Source organism: Pseudomonas sp. GW821-FHT03E01 (assembly GCF_059420765.1).
In genome coordinates, this window is sequence record NZ_JBWKUI010000001.1 from 252,191 (window position 1) to 273,047 (window position 20,857).

Below are 20,857 nucleotides of genomic sequence, written 5' to 3' on the forward strand. Positions count from 1 at the left end.
AGCTTCAATGCATTATTTTTGCAGTATCGCGACGCGTCGACCGCTCATGAAACAGAGAAAACCGCCCATCGCCGTCAATGCGCTCAGGGCGTAGAACATGGTGGGCGCGGGCGTGTGCATCAGCAGGAAGCCGCAGATCACCGGGCTCAGCGCACCACCGAGGGCTGCGAGGTTCTGCGCGCCGTAGTAGCTGCCGCGCAGTTCTTCCGGGGCCAGGGTGTCGATGAAGAGGAATTCGGCCGGGTAAATGATCATTTCGCCGAGGGTGAAAATGAACATTGCGATGCACCAGCTCACCAGGCCGTCGGCCAGGCTGAAACCGATCAAGCCGAGGATGAACAGGCTGCTGCCGCCGACAATCCAGTAACGCAGTTGTTCGCGTTTGAGAAACCGGCCGATCTGGTATTGCAGCAGGATCACGCTGATGGCGTTGCAGGCGAGCAGGGCGGCCATGGTTTCCAGCGCTCGTTTGGAGTCGTGGGTCACCAGCAGGTATTGCGACAGGTACAAGGTAAAACGCCCGTGGACCACGGTGCTGAGCAGGCAGCCGCAGGTGAACATGATCAGCGTGCGGTCGTTTTTCAGGGTGACCAGGGTTTTGAGAAAGCTTTGGGGCTGGCCGATGGCGGATGTCTGGGCCGGGTCCTTGGGAATGCCGCTCATCAGGAAAATGCTGAAGAACGCGATGCCGCCGGCGATCAGGAACGGCGCAATCGGGTACACGCCAGCGATCACCACGCCGAGCATCGGGCCGGTGGCGTAGCCGATGTTGGTCAGGGTGTAGCGCAGCGAAAAAGCCTTGGCGCGTTGGCCCATGGGCAGGTTGTCGCTGAGAATCGCCTTGGACCCGATCAGAAACAGCGCCGAGGCGGTTTCGGTGATCACCAGGGTCGCGGTGGTCAGGTAGAGGTTTTTGGCAAAGGTCAGCAGCACGAAGCCGATGGCACTGGAGAGCATGGCCAGGATCAGCAGCCGGCGCTTTTCGAGGCGGTCGATGATGTAACCACCATAGAGCGCGAGCAGGGTGGCGATGAACACCGCAATCCCGAGCAGCAGGCCGACGTCCTGTTGGTTGAGGCCGAGCTTGGTGCTCAGGAACAGCGTGAGCAACGGGCTGGTGATGGCGCGACTGACGACGATGGTCAGCGAGCAGATCATCAGCCGGCGGATAACGAGGGAGTAAGTGGCCACGATGGGGCAAATGTCCTTATTCAGATTCTGTGGTGTTCGACGCGCGACGCCAGGCTCAACTCAGCCACCGATCAAGCGCCCGAACCGACTCCAGTTCTTCCAGCCGCCACAACTGCTCCAGCAGCTCTTTTGCCTGCTGCAGCGGTATCACCCGTCCGGCCAGGCTGAAGAATTTTTCCTCCAGCGCCCCATCACTCAGCGGATTGCCCGGCGCCCCCAACGGCACCTCAACGCACAGGCTTGCTTGCCGACCGTCCACGGTCCGCACGCTGACCATAGGCTCGCCATCCTCGGACAGTTGCGGGTCGACTTCAAGGCGAATACGCGACATCCAGTGCGCAATCCGCGGGTGGCGGCGCTGTTCATCGTCGTAGGCTTCCAATCGGCAATGCCCATGGAGCAGCCGGGCCGCCAGGGCATAACGCAGGCTCATCTGCGCCGCCGGCAATGTGCTGACGTCCTGGCCACCGCACATGTCTTGAAGGAATCCGCACAGCGATACCTGAACGTCCTCGACCTGCTCGGCGCTGACCTGCAATTGATCGAGCAACAGGCCCAATGCGTCGATCGCCGAATGGGTCCCACGGCAAGCCGCATAGGGCTTGATCGAGCAGCGCGCGAGTTTCCATACGTGGCCCAGTTCGGCGTCCAACGCCTCGGGCACGGCGGTGTCCGCTGCGAGCGTCCTGAGGAAACCGCCCCAGACGTCATCGAACAGTTTTGTCGGGCCGGTGATGCCTTGTTGAGCAAACCGCGCGGCCAGCAATCCACCTTCGGCGGCGCGTCCGCTGTGGAGTCTTTTGCTTTGCGAGCCGTCATGGATAAACGCCCACAGACCACCGCTGAAGCTGCCGGCGATGCCCAGTGCCGACAAGGTTTGTTGTGCATCCAGCCCCAGAATCCGTGCACTGGCCGCCGCCGCGCCAAACACTCCGCACGTCGCCGTGGAGTGCCAACCGGCGCCGTTATGGGCCGAGTAACTGCCGCAGGCTTCGAGCACCCGACGGCCGATTTCGTAGCCGATCACCACCGCAGTGATCAGTTCGCGACCATCAATTGACGCTTCAGAAACCGATAGCGTCGACATCGACAGCGCCGCCATCACCGCCGGCAGCACCACCGCGCCGGAATGGTCGCAGCCGCCGGTATCGTCCAGCTCCAGGGCATGCGCGGCGATGCCGTTGAGCATGGCGGCTTGCGCCGCGCCGACTCGCTGACCGGTGCCCCAGACCAACGTGCTGCCGGCTTCTCCCTTGAACACCTGACGCGCCTGTCTGGCGACATCGCTGCCGGCTCCGGCCAGGGCTGCGCCGAAGGTGTCGAGAATGTGTCGCTTGGCTTGCTCCACCAACGCGGCAGGTAAATCTTCGAAACGGGTATCGACGCAGAACTGCGCCAGCCGCGCCATTCGCATAACCCCATCCTGATCTCTCATACGCCGTAATCCCGATAATGACGCTCGTACACAGCGGCCGGGTGATCCTCGGTCACCGGCGCCGCCGACTCTGCCCACCACTGAGCCACTTCGGCACCGGTGGCGATCCACACGTCATCGTGCTGCTGAATGCTTTGCAGCAATTCGCGCAACACGCCGATCCGCCCTGGCGTGGCGATGATTTCCGGGTGCAGCCGCAGTACGTAACACAAGCCGAACCGGTGAAACCCGGCGAAGTCCATCTTCAGATTGCCAAGGGTGTGGCTGTAAGAGGCGATGCGCGATTGCGCCGGTGGCACCGCCGGGCTGAGGTTGAAGGCGAAATAGGGCTCGTCCTCCAGTTCGTAGTGCAACGGCAGTTCGATCACCTCGGGCGCCGTCGGGTGGGCGAAGGGCAAATCATCGCCGCGCCATGACGAGGACCAACGGATACCGTGCTCGCGCAACGCCTCGATGAAGCCGGATGCGCCATTGCCGGCGGGAATGCGAAAGCCTGTCGGACGCTGACCGGTCAGCGCGCTCAAGGCCGCGCAGCCCTTGGCGATTTCGGCGCTTTGCTCGGCCAGAGTCAGGTGGTTGTAGTGCTGATGGCGGTAGCCGGCGCAGGCTATCTCGTGCCCGCCGGCCTGGATCGCCCGGAGGTGTTGCGGGTTTTCCTCGGCGACGATGCCGGGCACGAACCAGCTGCTGGAAACCCCCAGTTCTGCGAACACGCCAAGCAAACGCTGGACCCCGCGCTGGGTGCCGTAGCGCCACACCGACAAGGTCTTGTCGCGCCCGGCGACTTCCGGCGCCTGGGTGAGGATGCCGTGGATGTCGTTGTAATCGACGGTCAGCACCACGGCGCAGCGGTAGCCGTTGGGCCAGACAATGGAATCAGCCATGGTGATGCTCCTTCAGCCACCAGTGGGCGACATCGCGGCAGGTGGCGAACCACACGTCATCGCGTTGGCGCATGTGTTCGAAGAGTTTTTCCAGCAACAGGATGCGGCCCGGTTTGCCGGTGATCTTGGGGTGGAACAGGGTGGTCAGGCACAGCCCTTCAGCCATGGCGCCATCGAACTCGCGGCACCAGTTATCGAGGGTCAGTTCGTAGCTGGCGGTTCGGTCCAGCCCGGAAGGGAAGTCCGGTGCGCGGGTGTAGGCGAGGGAGGCGTAGTCGTCCATTTCCCAGCGGCCGGGGATTTCCACCAGTGGTGTATCGAAGCCCGGCACCTTGACCAGGTAGGGCCGGTCATCGCCGCGCATGCTGCTGGAATAGGTCACACCGGCTTCCACCAGCATGGCCGGCGTTTCGGCCCGCCAGTCGCCGGACGGCGTGCGGAAACCTTCAGCGCGGATGTTCAGGTACTTCCAGAACACCTCGCGGGATTTGTGCATCACGTCCTTCTGCTGCTCCAGCGTCAGGGCGTAAAAAGATTCGTGTTTGTAGCCGTGATAGGCCACCTCATGCCCGCGCTCGACAATCGCCTGGCACTGTTTCGGCCAGTTCTCCACGACCCAGGCCGGAACGAAAAACGTGGTCGGGATGCGGAACTCATCCAGCAGATCGAGAATCCGCGGCAGCGCCCGATAGGGGCCGTAACCGCCGAAACCGAAATACTCGGGCTTGCGCCAGATCGAGCCGTTAAGCATGGCATCGCCGGTGGGGCCATCGAGGTCGAAGGCCAGGGCGAGGCAGGCCTGGTGCTGGTCGGGCCAGGTGGGTTGCAGCGAGGAGGACATCGTATGGCGCTCCAGAATTAATAGTTGAAACACCCGTAGCAGCTGCCGAGCCCGCGAGGCTGCGTTCGGCGGCGCAGCCGTCGTGAATTCAAACTACGCGGTGTTTCAGGAAAACCTCGCGTGCAGGGTTTACGACGGCTGCGCCGCCGAACGCAGCCTCGCAAGCTCGGCAGCTGCTACGAACCGTGTTATTTCCCGGCGTTGATGGTCACGGTCTTGATCGCGCCCAGTTCCAGGTCCCATTTCTTCAGGATCGCCTGGTAGCTGCCGTCGTCGATCATGCTTTGCAACGCGACTTTCACCGCTTCGCTCAGCTCAGGTTTTTTCTTGCTCACACCCATGCCCGAGAACTGCTTGGAGATCGGCAGTCCCACGGTTTTGTACATGTCCTTTTCCTGGGTCTTGAGGTACGGCAGGGTTTCGCTGCCTTGCATGGCCGCGTCGATACGGCTCTGACGCAGTTGCGCACGGGCGTCGGCCGAGCCTTCGGTGCCGATCACGTTGATCGCGGGTTTGCCGGCGGCTTCGCAGTTTTCCTTGCTCCACGCGGCGATTTCCGCCGGGAAGGTGGTACGGCGGCTGGTGCCGACTTTCTTGCCGCACAAGTCGACGATCTCGTTGGTGTCCTTGTTTTTCTGCAAGGTGTAGAACTGCGGACCGCTGGTGAAGTAATCGACGAAGGTCACGCTGGCCTGACGCTCGGCGGTGTCGGTCATGCCCGAGAGCACCATGTCTACGCGGTCGGTCGTGAGCGCGTTGATCATTTGCTCGAAGCCGGTTTCCTGCCATTTGATCTTCACGCCCAGACGTTCGGCCAGGGCGTTGCCCAGGTCATAGTCAAGGCCGGTGAGGGTGTTGGTGGCCGGGTCCTTGAAATCCATCGGCGGGTAGTTCGGCATGATCGCAACAACGATCTCGCCCTTGTCCTTGATGCTGGCCGGCAACTCGGCAGCGAAGGCGAAACCGGATGCCAGGACGCTGGCAAGTACTGCAGGGATGACTAGGTTCTTCATGGTCGTTCTCTTATGAGTGTTGTGAGCGCCAAAGGACGCTTAGGTTCGAACGGCAGAAATGAAGCTTTGGGTGCGTGGGTTTTGCGGACTTATTAGTATTTCTTCGGGGCTTCCAGCCTCCACGATCTGCCCGCCGTCCATGAACACCATGCGGTTGGAAACCTCGCGAGCGAAGCCCAGTTCATGGGTGACGACGATCATGGTCATGCCGGTTTGCGCCAGATCGCGCATCACCGACAGCACCTCTCCGACCAGTTCCGGGTCGAGTGCCGAAGTGGGTTCATCGAACAGCATCAGCTTGGGGCGCATGGCCAATGCACGGGCAATGGCGACACGTTGTTGCTGACCACCCGACAGTTCGATCGGGTAGCTGTTGCGCTTGTCGGCCAGGCCGACGCGAGCGAGCAGTTCCACGGCTTCTTCGTGCGCCTCTTTGGGCGAACGCTTGAGCACCTGGCACGGCCCTTCGATGATGTTTTGCAGCACAGTCATGTGCGGGAACAGGTTGAAACGCTGGAACACCATGCCGGTGGCCAGGCGCTGGCGGGCGATCTGCGACTCGTTGAGCTCGTGCAGTTTGTTGCCGACGATCCGGTAACCCACCAGTTCGCCGTCGACCCACAGGCCGCCCTTGTCGATTTTTTCCAGCTGATTCACGCAACGCAGCAGGGTGCTTTTGCCGGAGCCGGACGGGCCGATGATGCACAGCACTTCGCCTTGCTCGACTTCGATGTTGATGTCCTTGAGCGCGTGGAAATGGTCGTAATACTTGTTCAGGCTCACGGCCTTGACGATGCTTCTCATGTTGGGCTCCTCAAGAACGCTTGCCGGCGCCGCGAGCGAAACGACGCTCCAGACGGCTTTGACCAAAGGACAGCACGGTGACCGTGGCCAGGTACCAGATACCGGCAACGATCAGCAACTCCATCACGCGGGCGTTGGCGTAGTAGATGTTCTGCGCGTTGTAGAGCAGTTCCGAGTACTGGATGACGCTCGCCAGGGAGGTCATTTTCACCATGCCGATGAATTCGTTACCGACCGGCGGAATGATGATCCGCATGGCCTGGGGCAGGATGATCCGGCGCAGCGCTTGCAAGCGCGGCATGCCGATCGACTTGGCGGCTTCGTACTGGCCGGTGTCCACCGACAACAGGCCGGCACGCACCACTTCGGCGGTATAGGCGCCCTGGTTGATGCTCAGGCCGAGGAGGGCGGCTACGAAGGGCGTCATCAGGCTCACGGTGTCCATTTCGAACAGGCCGGGGATGCCGATGGTGGGGAAGATCAGCGCCAGGTTGAACCACAGCAACAGCTGCAGGATCAGCGGCGTGCCACGGAACAGCCAGGTGTAGGTCAGCGCCACATAGCGCAGGATCGGGTTGGCCGACATGCGCATGATCGCCGTGATCACCCCGAAGACAATGCCCAGCGCCATCGCCAGCACCGCCATGACGATGGTGTTGAGCAAGCCCCACATGATCGCTTGCGAAGTGAGGAACTGGCCGATGTACGACCATTCGATCTTGCCTTCGGCGAAGGCCCGCACCAGGCCGACAATGGCGATGACAATGACGGTAGCGAAAAAAATTCGCCCGTAATAACGCCGTGGCACGTGTTGGTACTGGGTGATATCGAACTGGTTTTCCGCCAGTTTGCGCTCCGCCTGGAGTCGTTCTGCCTGTGTCTGGCTCATGTTGGTTCTCCGTACACTGTTCTTTCAGATCAAGCACAATCCCCTTGTAGGAGCCGGCTTGCTGGCGATGGAGTGTCAGTCGACATCAATTCAGCTGACACACCATCGCCAGCAAGCCGGCTCCTACAAGGTTTTGCGTTGTCTATCAGAGGCGGAAGCCCTGATAGTTCACGGTCCACGCTTGCTGCGCGGCGAGGGCGGTTTTCAGTCGGCCGATCTGCTCGCGCACCTGTTGCGGTGCGGTGCCACCCCAGCCACTGCGGGCGGCGATAGCCGCTTCGAGGGTCAGGCTCTCGCGCACCTCAGGCGTCAGGCGCGGATCGATCTCGGCCAGCAGCGCCGGCGAGGCTTCCCACAGTTCGATGTCATGTTTCTCACAGGCCTGGACCAATGCGCCGGTGATTTCATGCGCTTCCTTGAACGGCACGCCGCGCACTGCCAACCAGTCGGCAACTTCGGTGGCAAGGGTGAAACCCAGCGGTGCCTGACGGCGCAGTTCTTCGACGTTGACCTTCATGGTCGCGACCATCCCGGCCATGGCCGGCAGCACCAGCAGCAGGGTGTCGACGCTGTCGAGCACGCCGTTCTTGTCTTCGCTCAAGTCACGGTTGTAGGACAGCGGCAGGGATTTGAGCGTCGACAGCAGGCCGGTCAGGTTGCCGATCAAGCGGCCAGCCTTTCCCCGGGCCAGTTCGGCGATGTCCGGGTTTTTCTTCTGCGGCATGATCGAACTGCCGGTGGCGTAGGCATCGTCCAGTGCGACCCAGCGAAATTGCCGCGACGACCACAGGCAGAATTCTTCGGCGAGGCGGGAAATGTTGATCCCTAGCATGCTGGCGATAAACAGGAATTCGGCGACGTGATCGCGGCTGGCCACGGCGTCGATGGAGTTTTCGCACACGCCGCTGTAGCCCATTTCCTTGGCCGACTGCTGGGGCAGGCGAGCGATGGCGGAACCGGCCATGGCCGCCGCACCCAGTGGCGACAGCGAGGTGCGCGCGTCCCAGTCCACCAGACGCTGCACATCGCGCAGCATCGATTGGGCGTGGGCCAGCAAGTGATGAGCGAAGACGATCGGCTGGGCCTGTTGCAGGTGAGTGAAGCCCGGGCAGATGCTTTCGACGTGTTGCTCGGCCTGCTCCACCAGCGCTTGCTGCAAGGCCAGCACTTCAACGGCCAAAGTACGGACGTGATCACGCAGGAACAGCCGCAGGTCGTTGGCGGTCTGGTCGTTGCGCGAACGGCCGGCGCGCAGCTTGCCGCCCAGTGCGCCGAGGCGTTCGGTCAGCAGGCGCTCGATGAAGGTGTGCACGTCTTCGTCGTCCAGGGTCGGCGCGATGTTGCCGGCACGGAAGTCATCACCGATGCCCTGCAGGGCGTCGAGCATGGTCTGGGTTTCCTGCTCGCTCAGAAGGCCGGCTCGCTGCAACTCCCGGGCATGGGCCTTGGAACCGGCGAGGTCATATGGGGTAAGGCGAAAGTAGCGCTCGGGGCAACGGGACAGCGCCGCCAGGGCTTCGGACGGACCGCTCTTGAAGCGGGCACCCCAGAGACGGTCGGTGGTTTGAGACATTGTTGTTTTCCTCGTCGGTAACGCGAACTGATATCGGTGTGCAGAGCCTGAAACACTTCCCGGAAATTATTCGGGTGTGGTCATGGCCAAGCAGTGTTCAAGAGGGCAGTTGCTAAAGGGCGAGAACTGATCGAAGTGTCAGCTTTTAATAGTTCGAAATCAGTGAGTTGGCACTGATCGGCGGGATTTATTAACGGTTGCCAAGCCTTGTTTTCTGTGTTCATTATTATTAGCCAGCACTGTTTTTGTTGTTGGGCACAGGTTGTTGAATAGGGCGCCAGAGGTAAATAAGCATTATGGAAACCCCACTTTCCAATTCCGGAAACCCACCGCCAAAAATGCTGCAAAGGGCACCGCTGGCCCTCAGCGGTCTGGACTTCAAACTGCTCAAAGTATTCAAGGCGGTGGTCGAGGCTGGCGGTTTCAGTGCGGCGCAGAATGAGCTGAATGTGGGCCTGGCGGCCATCAGCAAGCAGATCTCCGACCTTGAGATTCGTATCGGCATGCGCCTGTGTACCCGGGGACGGGAAGGGTTTCACCTGACCGAAGAAGGGCGTCTGGTGTATCAGGCGTCGATCGACTTATTTACCTCGGTCGATAACTTTCGTGATCGGCTTAGTTCGGCGCAGAATGAACTTATTGGCGACCTTGGGGTGGGCGTCATTGATAATACAATTACGGACTCGAATTCTCCGTTAGTTGCGGCGCTTAGAAGAATAAATGAAGAGTCGCCGAAAGTAAGATTTCAACTTCAGGCCTCCCAGTTAGATGAGGTGGAAAGAGGTGTGGTCGAGGGGCGGTTAGTGGCCGGGATCGTGCCGGTTTATCAAAAAAGAGAAGAGTTCGATTACTTCCCGCTGTATGAAGAACGCTCGTATGTGTATTGCGCCGTCGGTCATCCACTGTTCTCGGTGCCGGAGGCGGACATGGGCGGCAATGTGCTGCAGGATTACGAGTGCATCAACCACCGCTACGCGATCCATCGGGACAAACTGAACTTTGCCCGCTACGACAGCTTTTCCGCTTCGGCGACTCAAGTGGAAGCTGTGGCGCTGCTGGTCAAGACGGGGCGTTTCGTCGGTTTTCTGCCCGAGCATTACGCGGCAAACCTGGTGGCTCAGGGACAGTTTCGGGCGGTGCGTCCGGACCTGATCAACATCGTCACGCCGTTCAATCTGATCCTGCGCCACAACACTGTGCGCAGTCCGTTGGTGAAGGCGTTTGCCCAGTCGCTGGGGGTGGATTTGAAGGCGCCGGTTTAACCTCAAACGTAGGCGTTCAAGTGTGGTTAACAGTAACTAAAGGACAATACATGGATACGCAGGAGCTACTGCAGGCTGCGATCTTTGATCTTGCTCTTCAGCAACATCGAAACCATCAAAAGATCGCAGCCTACGGCAGTTCCTACAAGGGCGGCGTGTGCAGCAATACGAAATCGTTCTTATCGAAACGTCCGCTCAATACCGGTGGCTGGGCACCCAGCGGAGTGCCTTGCAAGGCGTTGTAGTCGTTTCGGTCCATCATCAGCCAGGCCGGCCCCGAGAGGGCTTCCAGTTCCTGTGTCGATTCGGTGAACACCGGTTGAAAGTCCTGCTCGATATTGACCATGAACTTGATCGCCTTGGCGTCTTTGCCCATGCCGTGCAGCACCAACGGCGCCGGCGCTTTTTGAATCTCAGCGAACGCGGCTCGACTGAAGGCTTGCGTGTCGTAAAGCTGACGTTCGACCGGTTCATACACCAGGATATAAACCGACCACAGCGCCAGGACTGCGCAACAGGCCAGCACCTCGGCTCGCCAGTGAGCGCGGAACCAAGCCGCCAGTGTGATGACTTGCAGAGCCGCAAGCACGATCAATACCGGCACAAAGGCAGGAGGTTGTGCTGGCAGACGCCGCTGAATGATCAGCAATGCGACAATCAACACCCCTGGTATCACCAACCACAGCCCTTGCATCAAACCCCGCAACCAACCGAAAACCCGACCTTGCGCCACCTGAAACGGGTACGCCGCAATGATCGCTGCCATGGGCAGCATCGGCAGCAGGTAACGGGCCTTTTTCGCCTGGGGAATCGATAAGCCAATCATCACGATCAACCCGGCCGCCGTGCAGTATTGCAACAAGCGTAATGCCGGACCTGCCTGCCGTGGGTTCGTCAGCCAGACTGCGGCCAATACCAGCAGTGCCAATGGATAAGCGAGCGCATAGTTGCCAAACGAAGCGGTGAAGTAATACAGCGAACCACTGACGCCTTCACTGCCGTCCATGCGCCCCATGAACTGCATGCGCACCACGTCATGCATGAAGGCCGTTCCACCACTGGCTTCGGCCAGCCACAGCAGCGCGCCGACGCACACCACCAACAACACCGCCGCCAGCAGGCCAAAACCGAACAACCGTGACCATTGGCGATTGAGCAGGTAGTAGCTGCACAACATACCGGTGGGGATAACCAGCCCGATCGGCCCGCGAATCCCGAAGCCCAACAGCAGCAGCACAAAAATCAGCGGCCACCGACGGGGCATCGCGAAATGATCGGCGGCGTACCCAAGGTAGAACACCGAAAAGGCCACGGCCGCCAGCATCAGGTCCTGGGACACGGCACGGGTTTCAGTGACAAATGTACTGGTGAGCAACATCAACGCGATGCTCAGCAGCGCCCAGCGTGTGGAGCAGGGCGCGACCAACCGGTACATCAACGTGACGATCACCGCAGCGCCGATGGCAGTCGGCAACCACGCGGTGAGGCTATTGACCTGACCGAACGGCAGGGACAACAGCCAGACAAACACCGTAGACAGCGCCGAGTAATCGGCATAGGGCTGGCCATAGGTGGTCGGGAAAAACGACGGCCCGTGGCGCAGCATCTCCTGGGCGAACAGCACGAACCGCGAATCGAAACCGATTGCTGTTTGCTGATAGACCCCCGCGATGAACAGCATGAACGTCAGCAGCCCGAACCCTAAGGACTGCCGACGAATGCTGGGCGATACCGTACTCACGCGACGCCTGAGGCCGATGGCCATTGCTGAAGGGGAATTGGCAATTTGCGGGATTCACCACGGCCCATCGGGAAATACAGGAAGCCGCTGCGGGCCAGGCGCTCTGCGTCGTACAGGTTACGTCCGTCGAAAATCACCGGTGCATTCAGGCGTTGCTGGATCAGGTCGAAGTCTGGCGCCTTGAACTGCTGCCATTCGGTGCAGATGATCAAGGCGTCGGCACCCGAAAGGACTGATTCCGGCGTGCCCATGAGCATCAGCTTCGGTTCGTCAGGATAAAGGTGTTGGGTTTCCTGCATGGCTTCCGGGTCGAACGCCCGTACATTGGCCCCCGCAGCCCACAGCGATTCCAGTAGCACCCGGCTCGGCGCATCGCGCATGTCGTCGGTGTTGGGTTTGAAGGCCAGGCCCCAAACGGCGAAGGTCTTGTCGCGCAAATCACCCTTGTAGAACGCGTTGATGCGTTCGAACAATTTGTGTTTCTGCCGCTCGTTGATGGCTTCCACCGCTTGCAGCAGGTCGCTGTTGCAGTGGGCTTCTTCGGCACTGTGGATCAGAGCGCGCATGTCCTTGGGGAAACACGAGCCGCCGTAACCGCAGCCGGGGTAGATGAAGTGGTAACCGATACGCGAGTCGGCACCGATGCCCAGCCGTACCGATTCGATGTCGGCACCCAGGTGTTCGGCCAGTTCGGCGATCTGGTTGATGAAGCTGATTTTGGTCGCCAGCATGCAGTTGGCGGCGTATTTGGTCAGCTCGGCGCTGCGCAGGTCCATGAACATGACGCGGTCATGGTTGCGGTTGAACGGTGCATAGAGGTCGCGCATCACGTCGCGCACTTCATCGCCTTCACAGCCGATGATGATGCGGTCCGGGCGCCGGCAATCGGCCACGGCCGAACCTTCTTTCAAAAACTCCGGGTTGGAAACGATATCGAACTGCAGCTGACGGCCGGCCTTGAGCAGGTACTGGTCGATATGGGCGCGCAGCGTATCGCCGGTGCCCACCGGTACCGTGGATTTCTCCACCAGGATCACCGGCTGTTCACGATGACGCGCGACCGCTTCACCCACGGACAACACGTATTGCAGATCCGCCGAACCATCCTCCCGGGACGGCGTGCCGACGGCGATGAACAGCACCTGGCCATGTTGCACCGCGAACTTTTCGTCCGAGGTGAAGTGCAGCCGCTTGGCATCCAGGCTTTCACGCACCAGGCTGGCCAGCCCCGGCTCGAAGATGCTGACGTGGCCTTGTTGCAGCAACGCAACTTTTTTCTCGTCAATGTCCATGCACACTACGTCATGGCCGACTTCAGCCAGGACGGCGGCTTGCACCAGACCAACGTAACCGCTACCAAATACACTGATTTTCATGATGCACTCCTAAGTTCGGGCGCGCGAGCAGGTCGAGAATTAATAGTAATGACCCCCAGGATGACCAGCGCCACTCCCAGGGTTTTTGAAAGACTGAAGGATTCGTTGAACAGTGGCAGGCTGGCGGCCAGCACATACACCAGCGCGTAGCTGATGCTCAGCAGCGAATAGGCCCGACCCAGCGGCACATCCCGCAGGGCCGCGAGCCAGGTGAGCATCGACACGGCATAGGCGAGGATGGCGGCCAGTACGACAATCACAGCGGGCATATCGACGCTGCCGCTGCTCAAGGCCGCTAACCACTGTTCGGGATGTGGCAAGCGAGTCATGCTCCAGCGCATGCCCAACTGCGCGGCGGTGCCCAGCACTACGCTGCCCATGGCAAAGGCGATTCCGCGACGCAGGCTCATGCGTGTTGCCCCAGCAACGCCACGCCACCAATCACCAGCGCCACGCCCAACCAGTGACGGCGGTCGATGACTTCGTGAAAGACGAAACGGGCGACCAGTGTGATCAGCACGAAATTCAGGCTGAGCATGGGATAGGCGATACCGACTTCGAGGCGCTGCAACACCAGCAGCCAGACCAGCAAGCCCAGCCCCAGAGAGGCGAGCGCCAGCCACAGCCAAGGCGAACGCAGTTTCTCGCCCCAACCCGAGGTCTTGCCACGCCAGCTTTCCACGGCGTACTTCTGGGCGATCTGGCCAAGGCAAGTCAGCAGGCAGGCGGTCAGGAGCAGCAACAGGCTCATGACGCATCCCGAGGGAAGATCAGGATCACCAGGTTGCCTTGTTCATAACGTTTGCCATCCTTGGGCAGCAGTTCGATTTCTTGCAGTTCGTCATCCCCTTTGACCCGCATCACCACGCCGACCGAACCACTCTGACGCGCTTCGCGCATCCACTGTTGCACGTGCTCGAGATCGACCCGCTGCTGTATTGCATCTGGATCAGGATAGTCGAGGCCGTATTTCAATTCGCCTATCGTGTTGTACAACGCCACCTCCGGGCGTTTCAAGCGCCAGGCCAGGGCCGAGGCAGCGCCCAGGTCGTTGCTCAACAGCTTGTCGGTCTGCGCCAGCGCTGGGGCGTGCTGGAGGATGAACTGGTCGGGCATCTTGTTCGCCACCACCGAATCCGGCATGCCGGCCGGCAGCACGCCGATCAGCAGCAAACTGCCAAAGGCCGGTGCCGCCCAGCATTGCAAGGGACGGAAGGCCTGCAGCAGGTTGGCCATGATCCAGCCGATCAACCCGATGAACACCAATACCAGGTTGTGCAGTTCGTGGGTGTACAGCGGTTTTTTCAGTTGCAGATAAACCAGCGCAATCAGGACGATCAGGCCCAGCGTCATGTTCAGCAGGCCATTGATCCCCAGCACCCGGCCTTGTTCCAGCTTCAGTCGGTCCGCCAGGGCATGGCCCAGCAACAACGCCAGAGGCAGCAGGCAGGGCATGATGTAGGTCGGCAGCTTGCCGTTGCTCAGGCTGAAAAACAGAAAGGGCATCAGCAACCACAGCAGCAGGAAAGCGATGTTGGCCTGACGCCGGGTCTGCCAGGCCTGTTTCAGCGCCGATGGCAGCAACGCCGCCCATGGCAGGCTGAACGCCACCAGCAGCGGCAGGTAGAACCACCATGGCGCATCGTGTTGGGCGTCATCCCCGGCGAAGCGGCGAATGTGTTCGTGCCAGAAGAAGAACCGCCAGTAATCGGGTTCCTGCGCGTGCACCGCCAAGGCCCACGGCAGGCTCACCGCGATGGCGACGATAATCGCCACCGGGCCGTAAGTCAGCAGTTCCCGCCAGCGTTTCTGCCAGAGCACCCAGGGCAGGGCGATCAACACCGGCAACGCCCAGGCGAGGAAGCCTTTGGTCATGAAACCCATGCCGCAGGCCAGCCCCAGTACAGTCCAGCCGAGCAGACGCTGGCCACGGCTGGTGCTGTCCAGCGCAAACCACAAAGCCACCAGGCTCAGGTTTACCCAGAAGGTGAATTGCGGATCGAGGTTGGCGTAGCCGGCTTGCCCGGCGATGATCGCAAAGCTCATGTACAGCAGCGCACAGGCAAAACTCTTGCGCGGCTCGTTCCACAGCCGGTGAGCGATCAGGTAGCACAGCAACACGCTCAGCCCGGTGCTCAGCACCGAGGCAATACGTACGCCAAACAGATTGTCGCCAAACAGCGCCTGGCCGATAGCGATCATCCAGTAGCCCGCGATGGGCTTTTCGAAGTAACGCAGGCTCATGAAATGCGGCGACACCCAGTTACCGCTCAGGAGCATGTCCTGGCTGATCTGGGCGTAACGGGTTTCGTCGGGAATCCAAAGGCCGTGAGAGCCTAGCGGCAGCAGGTACGCCAGCGCCAGAACGACCAGTAATAACGGCAATGCCCAGGGTTTGCTCATGCGCCTTGAACCCCTAGCCAGCCTTCGCGACCCTCAAGAGTGCCGCGTACGACCCGGCCCTTAGGCAAGATGGCGGGGGCGTCGGGAAGCAAATTGCCCAAGGGTTGGAAATGAATATCACGTTGGCGAGCATCGGCCAATAATTGGCGAAAATCGTTGGCCATCAGAATCCCTTCTACTTCGGCATGGACAGTGTAGACATTGAGTTTTTGCGGGGAGAACCGCTCAAGAATGAAAGTGTTGAAGTCTTTGGCTGCAACGGTCGGGCCAACCACTTCGTCGAAGGTCGGCAGGTCCACCGGAATCTGCGGTGCGCCCAGACTACCATTGGTCAGGATTGGCTGGAACAGGTGCTGGCCCCGACAATCGCTGTTGTAGCGAAAGCCGAAACCTTGCTTGGCTTCGATCACACGCTCGTCCGCCCGCCAACCGGCGGAAGCCGAGCATTCGACTTTTTGGCCGAGGATGTCACTGAGGCTGTCGACGCCACGACGAATCTGCTCGATCAGTTGCGCCTGGCTCCAGCGTCCGGCATTGGCCTGCCAGCCGTGGTGATCCCAGGCGTGCAGGCCGACTTCATGCCCAGCCGCCTGGGCTTGACGCATCAGGTGCCCGAGGTCGCGACCGATCGGTTTACCCGGCCACGCAGTGCCTGCCAACAAAATATCCCAGCCATACAGGCCGGCAGCGTTGGAACGAAGCATCTTCCAGAGAAACTGCGGACGGATAAGGCGCCACAAGTGGCGCCCCATGTTGTCTGGCCCGACGCTGAAGAAAAACGTCGCCTTGACCTGTGCTTCATCGAGTATTTCGAGTAACCGCGGCACCCCTTCACGGGTGCCTCGGTAGGTGTCGACATCGATTCGAAGGCCTGCCTGCATCAACGTTTTTTGTCCGCGATTTCGAGCATGGCCTCGCGCAGGAAGAAGTCCAGCGTGTTGCCGATGGTTTCCTTCATCTCCACGGTGGGTGCCCAGTCAAGCAGACGCTTGGCGTTGGCGATGCTCGGTTTGCGGTGAGACACGTCCTGATAGCCAGTGCCGTAGAAAGCCTTGCTTTCGATATCGCGGAAACCGGCGAATGGCGGGAAGTTGTCGCGCAACGGGTGAGCTTCGAACTGACGCAGCAGTTCTTCGCCCAGCTGACGAATGCTGGCTTCGTTGTCCGGGTTGCCGATGTTGATGATCTGGCCGTTGCAGACATCGTTGTCGTTGTCGATGATCCGCGCCAGGGCTTCGACGCCATCGGCGATGTCGGTGAAGCAGCGTTTTTGTTCGCCGCCGTCGAACAGGCGAATTGGCGTGCCTTCCACCAGGTTCAGGATCAACTGGGTGATGGCCCGGGAGCTGCCGATACGCGCCGAGTCCAGACGGTCCAGGCGTGGGCCCATCCAGTTGAAAGGGCGGAACAGGGTGAAGTTCAGGCCTTTCTGGCCGTAAGCCCAGATCACTCGGTCAAGCAGCTGCTTGGAGATCGAGTAGATCCAGCGTTGCTTGTTGATCGGCCCAACCACCAGGTTGGAGCTGTCTTCGTCGAAGTTGGCGTCCTGGCACATGCCATAGACTTCGGAGGTCGACGGGAAGATCACGCGCTTGTTGTATTTGACGCAGTAGCGAACCAGCTTCAGGTTCTCTTCGAAGTCCAGTTCGAATACACGCAGCGGATTGCGGGTGTATTCGATCGGCGTGGCGATCGCCACCAGCGGCAGGACCACGTCGCATTTCTTGATGTGGTACTCGATCCACTCCGAGTGGATGCTGATATCGCCTTCGACGAAGTGGAAGTTCGGATGGCTGCGCAGGCGCTCGATGGCGTCCGAGCCGATGTCCAGGCCGTACACTTCATAGCGGTCGTCACGCAGCAGGCGCTCGGACAGGTGATTGCCGATGAAGCCGTTGACGCCAAGGATCAGCACGCGGGTGCGACGCGGTGCACGGCCCGATTCGGCGCCACGCAGCACAGAACCGTCGACCAGCCCCAGCTCATTGGCCAGTTGTGGACCGCTGAGGTACAGGCCGTTGTCGTTGCGTTGGCCGGCGTTGACCACCAGCGAGTCTTCGCCGCAGGCGATGCGCAGCGGATCGACGCTGATAACCCGGCCCGGTGCCTGGCCTTCGTTGCCCTTGACGACATCCGCGCTCCAGACAATCAACTTGTGCTCGCCCACGGCACAGAACGCGCCCGGGTAAGGTTGGGTCACGGCGCGGACCAGATTGAACAGTTCTTCGGCAGGTTTACTCCAGACCAGTTTGCCGTCCGCCGGGGTGCGACGGCCAAACACTGTGGCTTTGGATTCGTCCTGTGGGGTTTCGCTGATTTTGCCCTGAAGCAAGGCAGGCAAGGTGTCGCGCAGCAGATCGCTGGCGGCCTGGCGCAATTTGGCGTGCAGGGTCAGCGCGGTGTCGGCGCGCTCGATCGCTACCCGCTCCTGGGCAATGATGGCGCCGGCATCGGCACGTTTGACCATGCGGTGCAGGGTCACGCCGGTCTCGGTTTCACCGTTGACCAGTACCCAGTTGGCCGGTGCGCGGCCACGGTAGCGAGGCAGCAACGAACCGTGCAGGTTGAAGGCGCCTTTGCTGGCCGTGGCCAACAGTGGTTCGCTCAGCAGGTTGCGGTAGTAGAACGAAAACAGGTACTCGGGATTGAGTTTGCTGATGCGCTCGATCCACAGCGGGTGGTTGGCGTCTTCCGGAGCATGCACCGGGATGCCTTTACGGGCGCACAGTTGCGCAACCGAGCCATAGAACGCATTTTCCTTCGGGTCATCGGGATGGGTGAACACGGCTGCAATCTCGAAACCGCTGGCAAGCAGGGATTCGATGCCGGCACAGCCAATATCGTGATAAGCGAAGACAACAGCTTTTGCACTCATGAGAGAACCTGATCTGAAGAAGTGGAAGTGAGACCGTCAACGGTGACAACGGGGGCAGGAGCAGAAGGGGTGCTACGTAAAACTTTTTCGATAAAGAACCGTGGACGTGCCCGGACGTCGCTGTACATGCGACCCAGGTACTCGCCCAGCAGGCCCATGCCAATGAATTGCCCGCCGGTGAAAACGAACAGTACGGCGAACAGGACGAACGTACCGCCGCCCGCCCAACCGGCGCCGAAAGCCATGCGCAGCACAATCAACGCGATGGCGAACAGCACGCCTAGGCCGGCCATGCCGAAGCCGACGATGCTCAGCAATCGCAGGGGCGTGGTCGTCATGCAGGTGATCAGATCGAACATCAGGTTGATCAGGCGCATCGGGCTGTATTTGGATTCGCCGTGTTCACGCTCGGCGTGGGTCACCAGAATTTCCGTGGTGTGCCGGGCGAAGCTGTTGGCCAGGATCGGGATGAACGTGCTGCGTTCGCGGCAGGCGAGCATGGCGTCGACGATGGTGCGGCGGTAGGCGCGCAGCATGCAGCCGTAGTCGCTCATGGCAACACCGGTGGAGCGTTGCACGGCAAGGTTGATCAGCTTCGACGGCCAGCGACGCAAGGCCGAGTCCTGACGGTTGTTGCGCACCGTGGCGACTACGTCATAGCCCAGTTCGGCCTGAGCCACCAGCCGCGGGATTTCTTCAGGCGGGTTCTGCAGGTCGGCGTCGAGGGTGATCACCACGTCGCCCTTGCATTGTTCGAACCCTGCCATGATCGCCGCGTGCTGGCCGTAGTTGCGGTTGAGAATGACCGCCACCACCGGGCTGCCGTCGAGACTGGCCGCCTCCTCGAGGATTTGCGCCGAGTTGTCGCGGCTGCCGTCGTCGACCAGCACAATTTCGTAGTCATGGTGCAGTTGCTGGCACGCCGCTTCGGTGCGCCGAAGCAACTCGGGCAGACTGTCCTCCTCGTTATAGACCGGGATGACGATTGATACGCAACGGATCGGATAAGGTTTCACAGGCTTCTGTCCAGTGTTTTTTCAATGGCGCCGACGACACGATCGACATCATCGGTGGTCATGTCGGGGAACAACGGGATCGAACACAGCCGCGCCGAGTTCCATTCGGTGTTGGGCAGGTAGATGTTGGGGAAACGCTGCCGGTAGTAAGTGTGCAGGTGGGTGGCGATGAAGTGAATACCTGTGCCGATGTTCTGTTCCTGCAACGCCTTCATGAACGCCTCGCGATCCAGCCCGCAACGTTCGGCGTCGATGCGCAGGATGAACAGATGCCAGGCGTGCTGTTGCGCATGGGCCGGAATGGCCAGCGGTTGCACCGGCAGGCCTTCAAGGCGTTGCAGGTAGGTCTGGGCCAGCTCTGTGCGCTTGGCGTTGATCGCGTCCAGGCGTTCCAGCTGAACCAGGGCGATGGCGGCATTGATGTCGGCCAGGTTGTACTTGAAGCCGGGTTCGATCACCTGGGCCTGGGGTTTGCGGCCGTGGGTGAGGCGGTCGTAGGCGTCGACGCCCAGGCCATGGAACTTGAGCATGCGTACCCGATTGGCCAGGGCTTCATCGTCGCTGACGAACATCGCGCCCTCGGCGCAGGTCATGTTCTTGATCGCGTGGAACGAGAAGATCGCCGTGCCTTGGGCGCCGACATGCCGACCTTTATAGAAAGTGCCCGCTGCGTGAGCCGCGTCTTCGATGACGGTGATGCCATGTTTGTCGGCCAGAGCGTAGAGCGGATCGAGGTCGAATGCCGCGCCGGCGTAATGCACCGGAATGATTGCCTTGGTGCGAGGCGTGATCGCCGCTTCGATGCTCTCCAGGTCGCTCATCAACGTGTCGCGGTCAACGTCGACGAAAACCGGCGTCGCACCGAGCAGGCAGATCATGTTGGCGGTCGACACCCAGGTCTGGGACGGAGTGATGACTTCGTCACCGGGACCGATACCCAAGGCCAACAAAGTAATGTGCATGCCACCGGTGGCCGAGGACAATGCGACGGCATGCCGACAGCCGACATAGTTGGCGAAGTGTTCTTCCAGTTGCTGGTTTTTCGGCCCGGTAGTGATCCAGCCAGAGCGCAGTACTTGCTCTACCGCAGCAATTTCTTCATCGCCGATACTCGGGCGAGAGAAGGGGAGAAACGCCTGACTCATGGGCACCTCGGAACTGAAAAAAAATAAGACTATCAGGCTTGAACGTTGGATCCAACATCAGCGTAGACGCTAAAACAAAAGCGGCATCAAGCAGTTGCCAGTAATTTGTGACAAATTACATCGGTTGACTTTGCTTGTCATGCCCGACGGGTTGGACGCTATCAAGACGCCATCTGTGATCCGTTGAGGGTAAGCGCGATTTTGTGAAAGGAACATGAAAAACCGGTAGGTGATTCGTTTTATTTCAAGCCCATACAGGCACTGTTCAGGCTTCTACCGGCTCATCGCATTTTTTGTAGGGAAAGGCGTACAGAAGTGTCTGCCTTGATGGACTTGCGCTGCATTGCTTAGTTGTTTTTTTGAATTGTTATATTCGGGGGCGATTTCGTTTCTCGCCCGTTACCGATTC

The 20,857-nt window shown here is 60.3% G+C and carries 18 protein-coding genes; 1 reads left to right on the plus strand and 17 read right to left on the minus strand.

Translation table 11 applies throughout. The features are described from left to right. Positions 1-12: 12 nt before the first annotated feature. From AC07VO_RS01280 to argH, 8 genes are all read right to left on the minus strand, one after another. Positions 13-1,191 carry an MFS transporter gene (locus AC07VO_RS01280; protein WP_192350488.1) on the minus strand — a complete coding sequence of 393 codons (1,179 nt, stop codon included), beginning with the start codon at positions 1,189-1,191 and terminating at the stop codon, positions 13-15. Positions 1,192-1,246: 55 nt separating this feature from the next. Further along, the gene (locus AC07VO_RS01285; RefSeq protein WP_192350490.1) at positions 1,247-2,605 is read right to left on the minus strand and encodes an MmgE/PrpD family protein; all 1,359 of its coding nucleotides are present in this window, start codon (positions 2,603-2,605) and stop codon (positions 1,247-1,249) included. Between the two features lie 17 nt (positions 2,606-2,622). After that, the gene (locus tag AC07VO_RS01290) at positions 2,623-3,510 is read right to left on the minus strand and encodes a polysaccharide deacetylase family protein (protein WP_192350492.1); all 888 of its coding nucleotides are present in this window, start codon (positions 3,508-3,510) and stop codon (positions 2,623-2,625) included. After that, a complete protein-coding gene (locus AC07VO_RS01295; protein WP_018929139.1) occupies positions 3,503-4,351 on the minus strand; it encodes a polysaccharide deacetylase family protein in 849 nt (282 codons plus the stop codon). Before AC07VO_RS01295 ends, AC07VO_RS01290 begins: the two co-directional genes overlap by 8 nt. Positions 4,352-4,539: 188 nt before the next feature. Next, on the minus strand, positions 4,540-5,364 hold the full coding sequence (locus AC07VO_RS01300) for an ABC transporter substrate-binding protein (RefSeq protein ID WP_028940620.1): 825 nt from the start codon (positions 5,362-5,364) through the stop codon (positions 4,540-4,542). A gap of 39 nt (positions 5,365-5,403) precedes the next feature. Further along, positions 5,404-6,168 (minus strand): amino acid ABC transporter ATP-binding protein, encoded by a 765-nt coding sequence (locus tag AC07VO_RS01305; protein ID WP_018929141.1) that lies wholly within the window; start codon positions 6,166-6,168, stop codon positions 5,404-5,406. A 10-nt stretch (positions 6,169-6,178) separates the two neighbouring features. Further along, positions 6,179-7,057, minus strand: coding sequence for an amino acid ABC transporter permease (locus tag AC07VO_RS01310; protein ID WP_052966338.1), 879 nt, complete (start codon positions 7,055-7,057; stop codon positions 6,179-6,181). Between the two features lie 145 nt (positions 7,058-7,202). Further along, positions 7,203-8,630, minus strand: coding sequence for an argininosuccinate lyase (gene argH, locus AC07VO_RS01315; protein ID WP_086944316.1), 1,428 nt, complete (start codon positions 8,628-8,630; stop codon positions 7,203-7,205). A 296-nt stretch (positions 8,631-8,926) separates the two neighbouring features. Between argH and AC07VO_RS01320 the strand changes: the two genes are divergently transcribed. Further along, on the plus strand, positions 8,927-9,892 hold the full coding sequence (locus AC07VO_RS01320; RefSeq protein ID WP_086944315.1) for a LysR family transcriptional regulator: 966 nt from the start codon (positions 8,927-8,929) through the stop codon (positions 9,890-9,892). A gap of 142 nt (positions 9,893-10,034) precedes the next feature. Here the strand turns inward: AC07VO_RS01320 and AC07VO_RS01325 are convergent, their stop codons facing one another. From AC07VO_RS01325 to arnB, 9 genes are read right to left on the minus strand one after another with little or no spacing between them, the layout of a single operon-like run. Further along, positions 10,035-11,657 carry an ArnT family glycosyltransferase gene (locus AC07VO_RS01325; RefSeq protein WP_086944314.1) on the minus strand — a complete coding sequence of 541 codons (1,623 nt, stop codon included), beginning with the start codon at positions 11,655-11,657 and terminating at the stop codon, positions 10,035-10,037. Beyond that, positions 11,630-13,009 (minus strand): UDP-glucose dehydrogenase family protein, encoded by a 1,380-nt coding sequence (locus tag AC07VO_RS01330; protein WP_018925828.1) that lies wholly within the window; start codon positions 13,007-13,009, stop codon positions 11,630-11,632. The genes AC07VO_RS01325 and AC07VO_RS01330 overlap by 28 nt, the downstream gene beginning before the upstream one ends. Then, a complete protein-coding gene (gene arnF, locus AC07VO_RS01335) occupies positions 13,006-13,419 on the minus strand; it encodes a 4-amino-4-deoxy-L-arabinose-phosphoundecaprenol flippase subunit ArnF (RefSeq protein ID WP_019578860.1) in 414 nt (137 codons plus the stop codon). The genes AC07VO_RS01330 and arnF overlap by 4 nt, the downstream gene beginning before the upstream one ends. Next, positions 13,416-13,760 carry a 4-amino-4-deoxy-L-arabinose-phosphoundecaprenol flippase subunit ArnE gene (gene arnE, locus AC07VO_RS01340; RefSeq protein ID WP_018925830.1) on the minus strand — a complete coding sequence of 115 codons (345 nt, stop codon included), beginning with the start codon at positions 13,758-13,760 and terminating at the stop codon, positions 13,416-13,418. The genes arnF and arnE overlap by 4 nt, the downstream gene beginning before the upstream one ends. Next, a complete protein-coding gene (arnT, locus tag AC07VO_RS01345; protein WP_086944313.1) occupies positions 13,757-15,412 on the minus strand; it encodes a lipid IV(A) 4-amino-4-deoxy-L-arabinosyltransferase in 1,656 nt (551 codons plus the stop codon). Before arnT ends, arnE begins: the two co-directional genes overlap by 4 nt. After that, positions 15,409-16,293, minus strand: coding sequence for a 4-deoxy-4-formamido-L-arabinose-phosphoundecaprenol deformylase (gene arnD, locus AC07VO_RS01350; RefSeq protein ID WP_064617800.1), 885 nt, complete (start codon positions 16,291-16,293; stop codon positions 15,409-15,411). The genes arnT and arnD overlap by 4 nt, the downstream gene beginning before the upstream one ends. Further along, positions 16,293-18,287: a bifunctional UDP-4-amino-4-deoxy-L-arabinose formyltransferase/UDP-glucuronic acid oxidase ArnA gene (arnA, locus tag AC07VO_RS01355; protein ID WP_018925833.1), complete on the minus strand. Its 1,995-nt coding sequence runs from the start codon at positions 18,285-18,287 to the stop codon at positions 16,293-16,295. Before arnA ends, arnD begins: the two co-directional genes overlap by 1 nt. Further along, complete coding sequence (gene arnC, locus AC07VO_RS01360) at positions 18,284-19,303, minus strand: undecaprenyl-phosphate 4-deoxy-4-formamido-L-arabinose transferase (protein WP_018925834.1); 1,020 nt, start codon at positions 19,301-19,303, stop codon at positions 18,284-18,286. Before arnC ends, arnA begins: the two co-directional genes overlap by 4 nt. Continuing rightward, the gene (gene arnB, locus AC07VO_RS01365) at positions 19,300-20,448 is read right to left on the minus strand and encodes a UDP-4-amino-4-deoxy-L-arabinose aminotransferase (RefSeq protein ID WP_018925835.1); all 1,149 of its coding nucleotides are present in this window, start codon (positions 20,446-20,448) and stop codon (positions 19,300-19,302) included. The genes arnC and arnB overlap by 4 nt, the downstream gene beginning before the upstream one ends. Positions 20,449-20,857 lie beyond the last annotated feature (409 nt).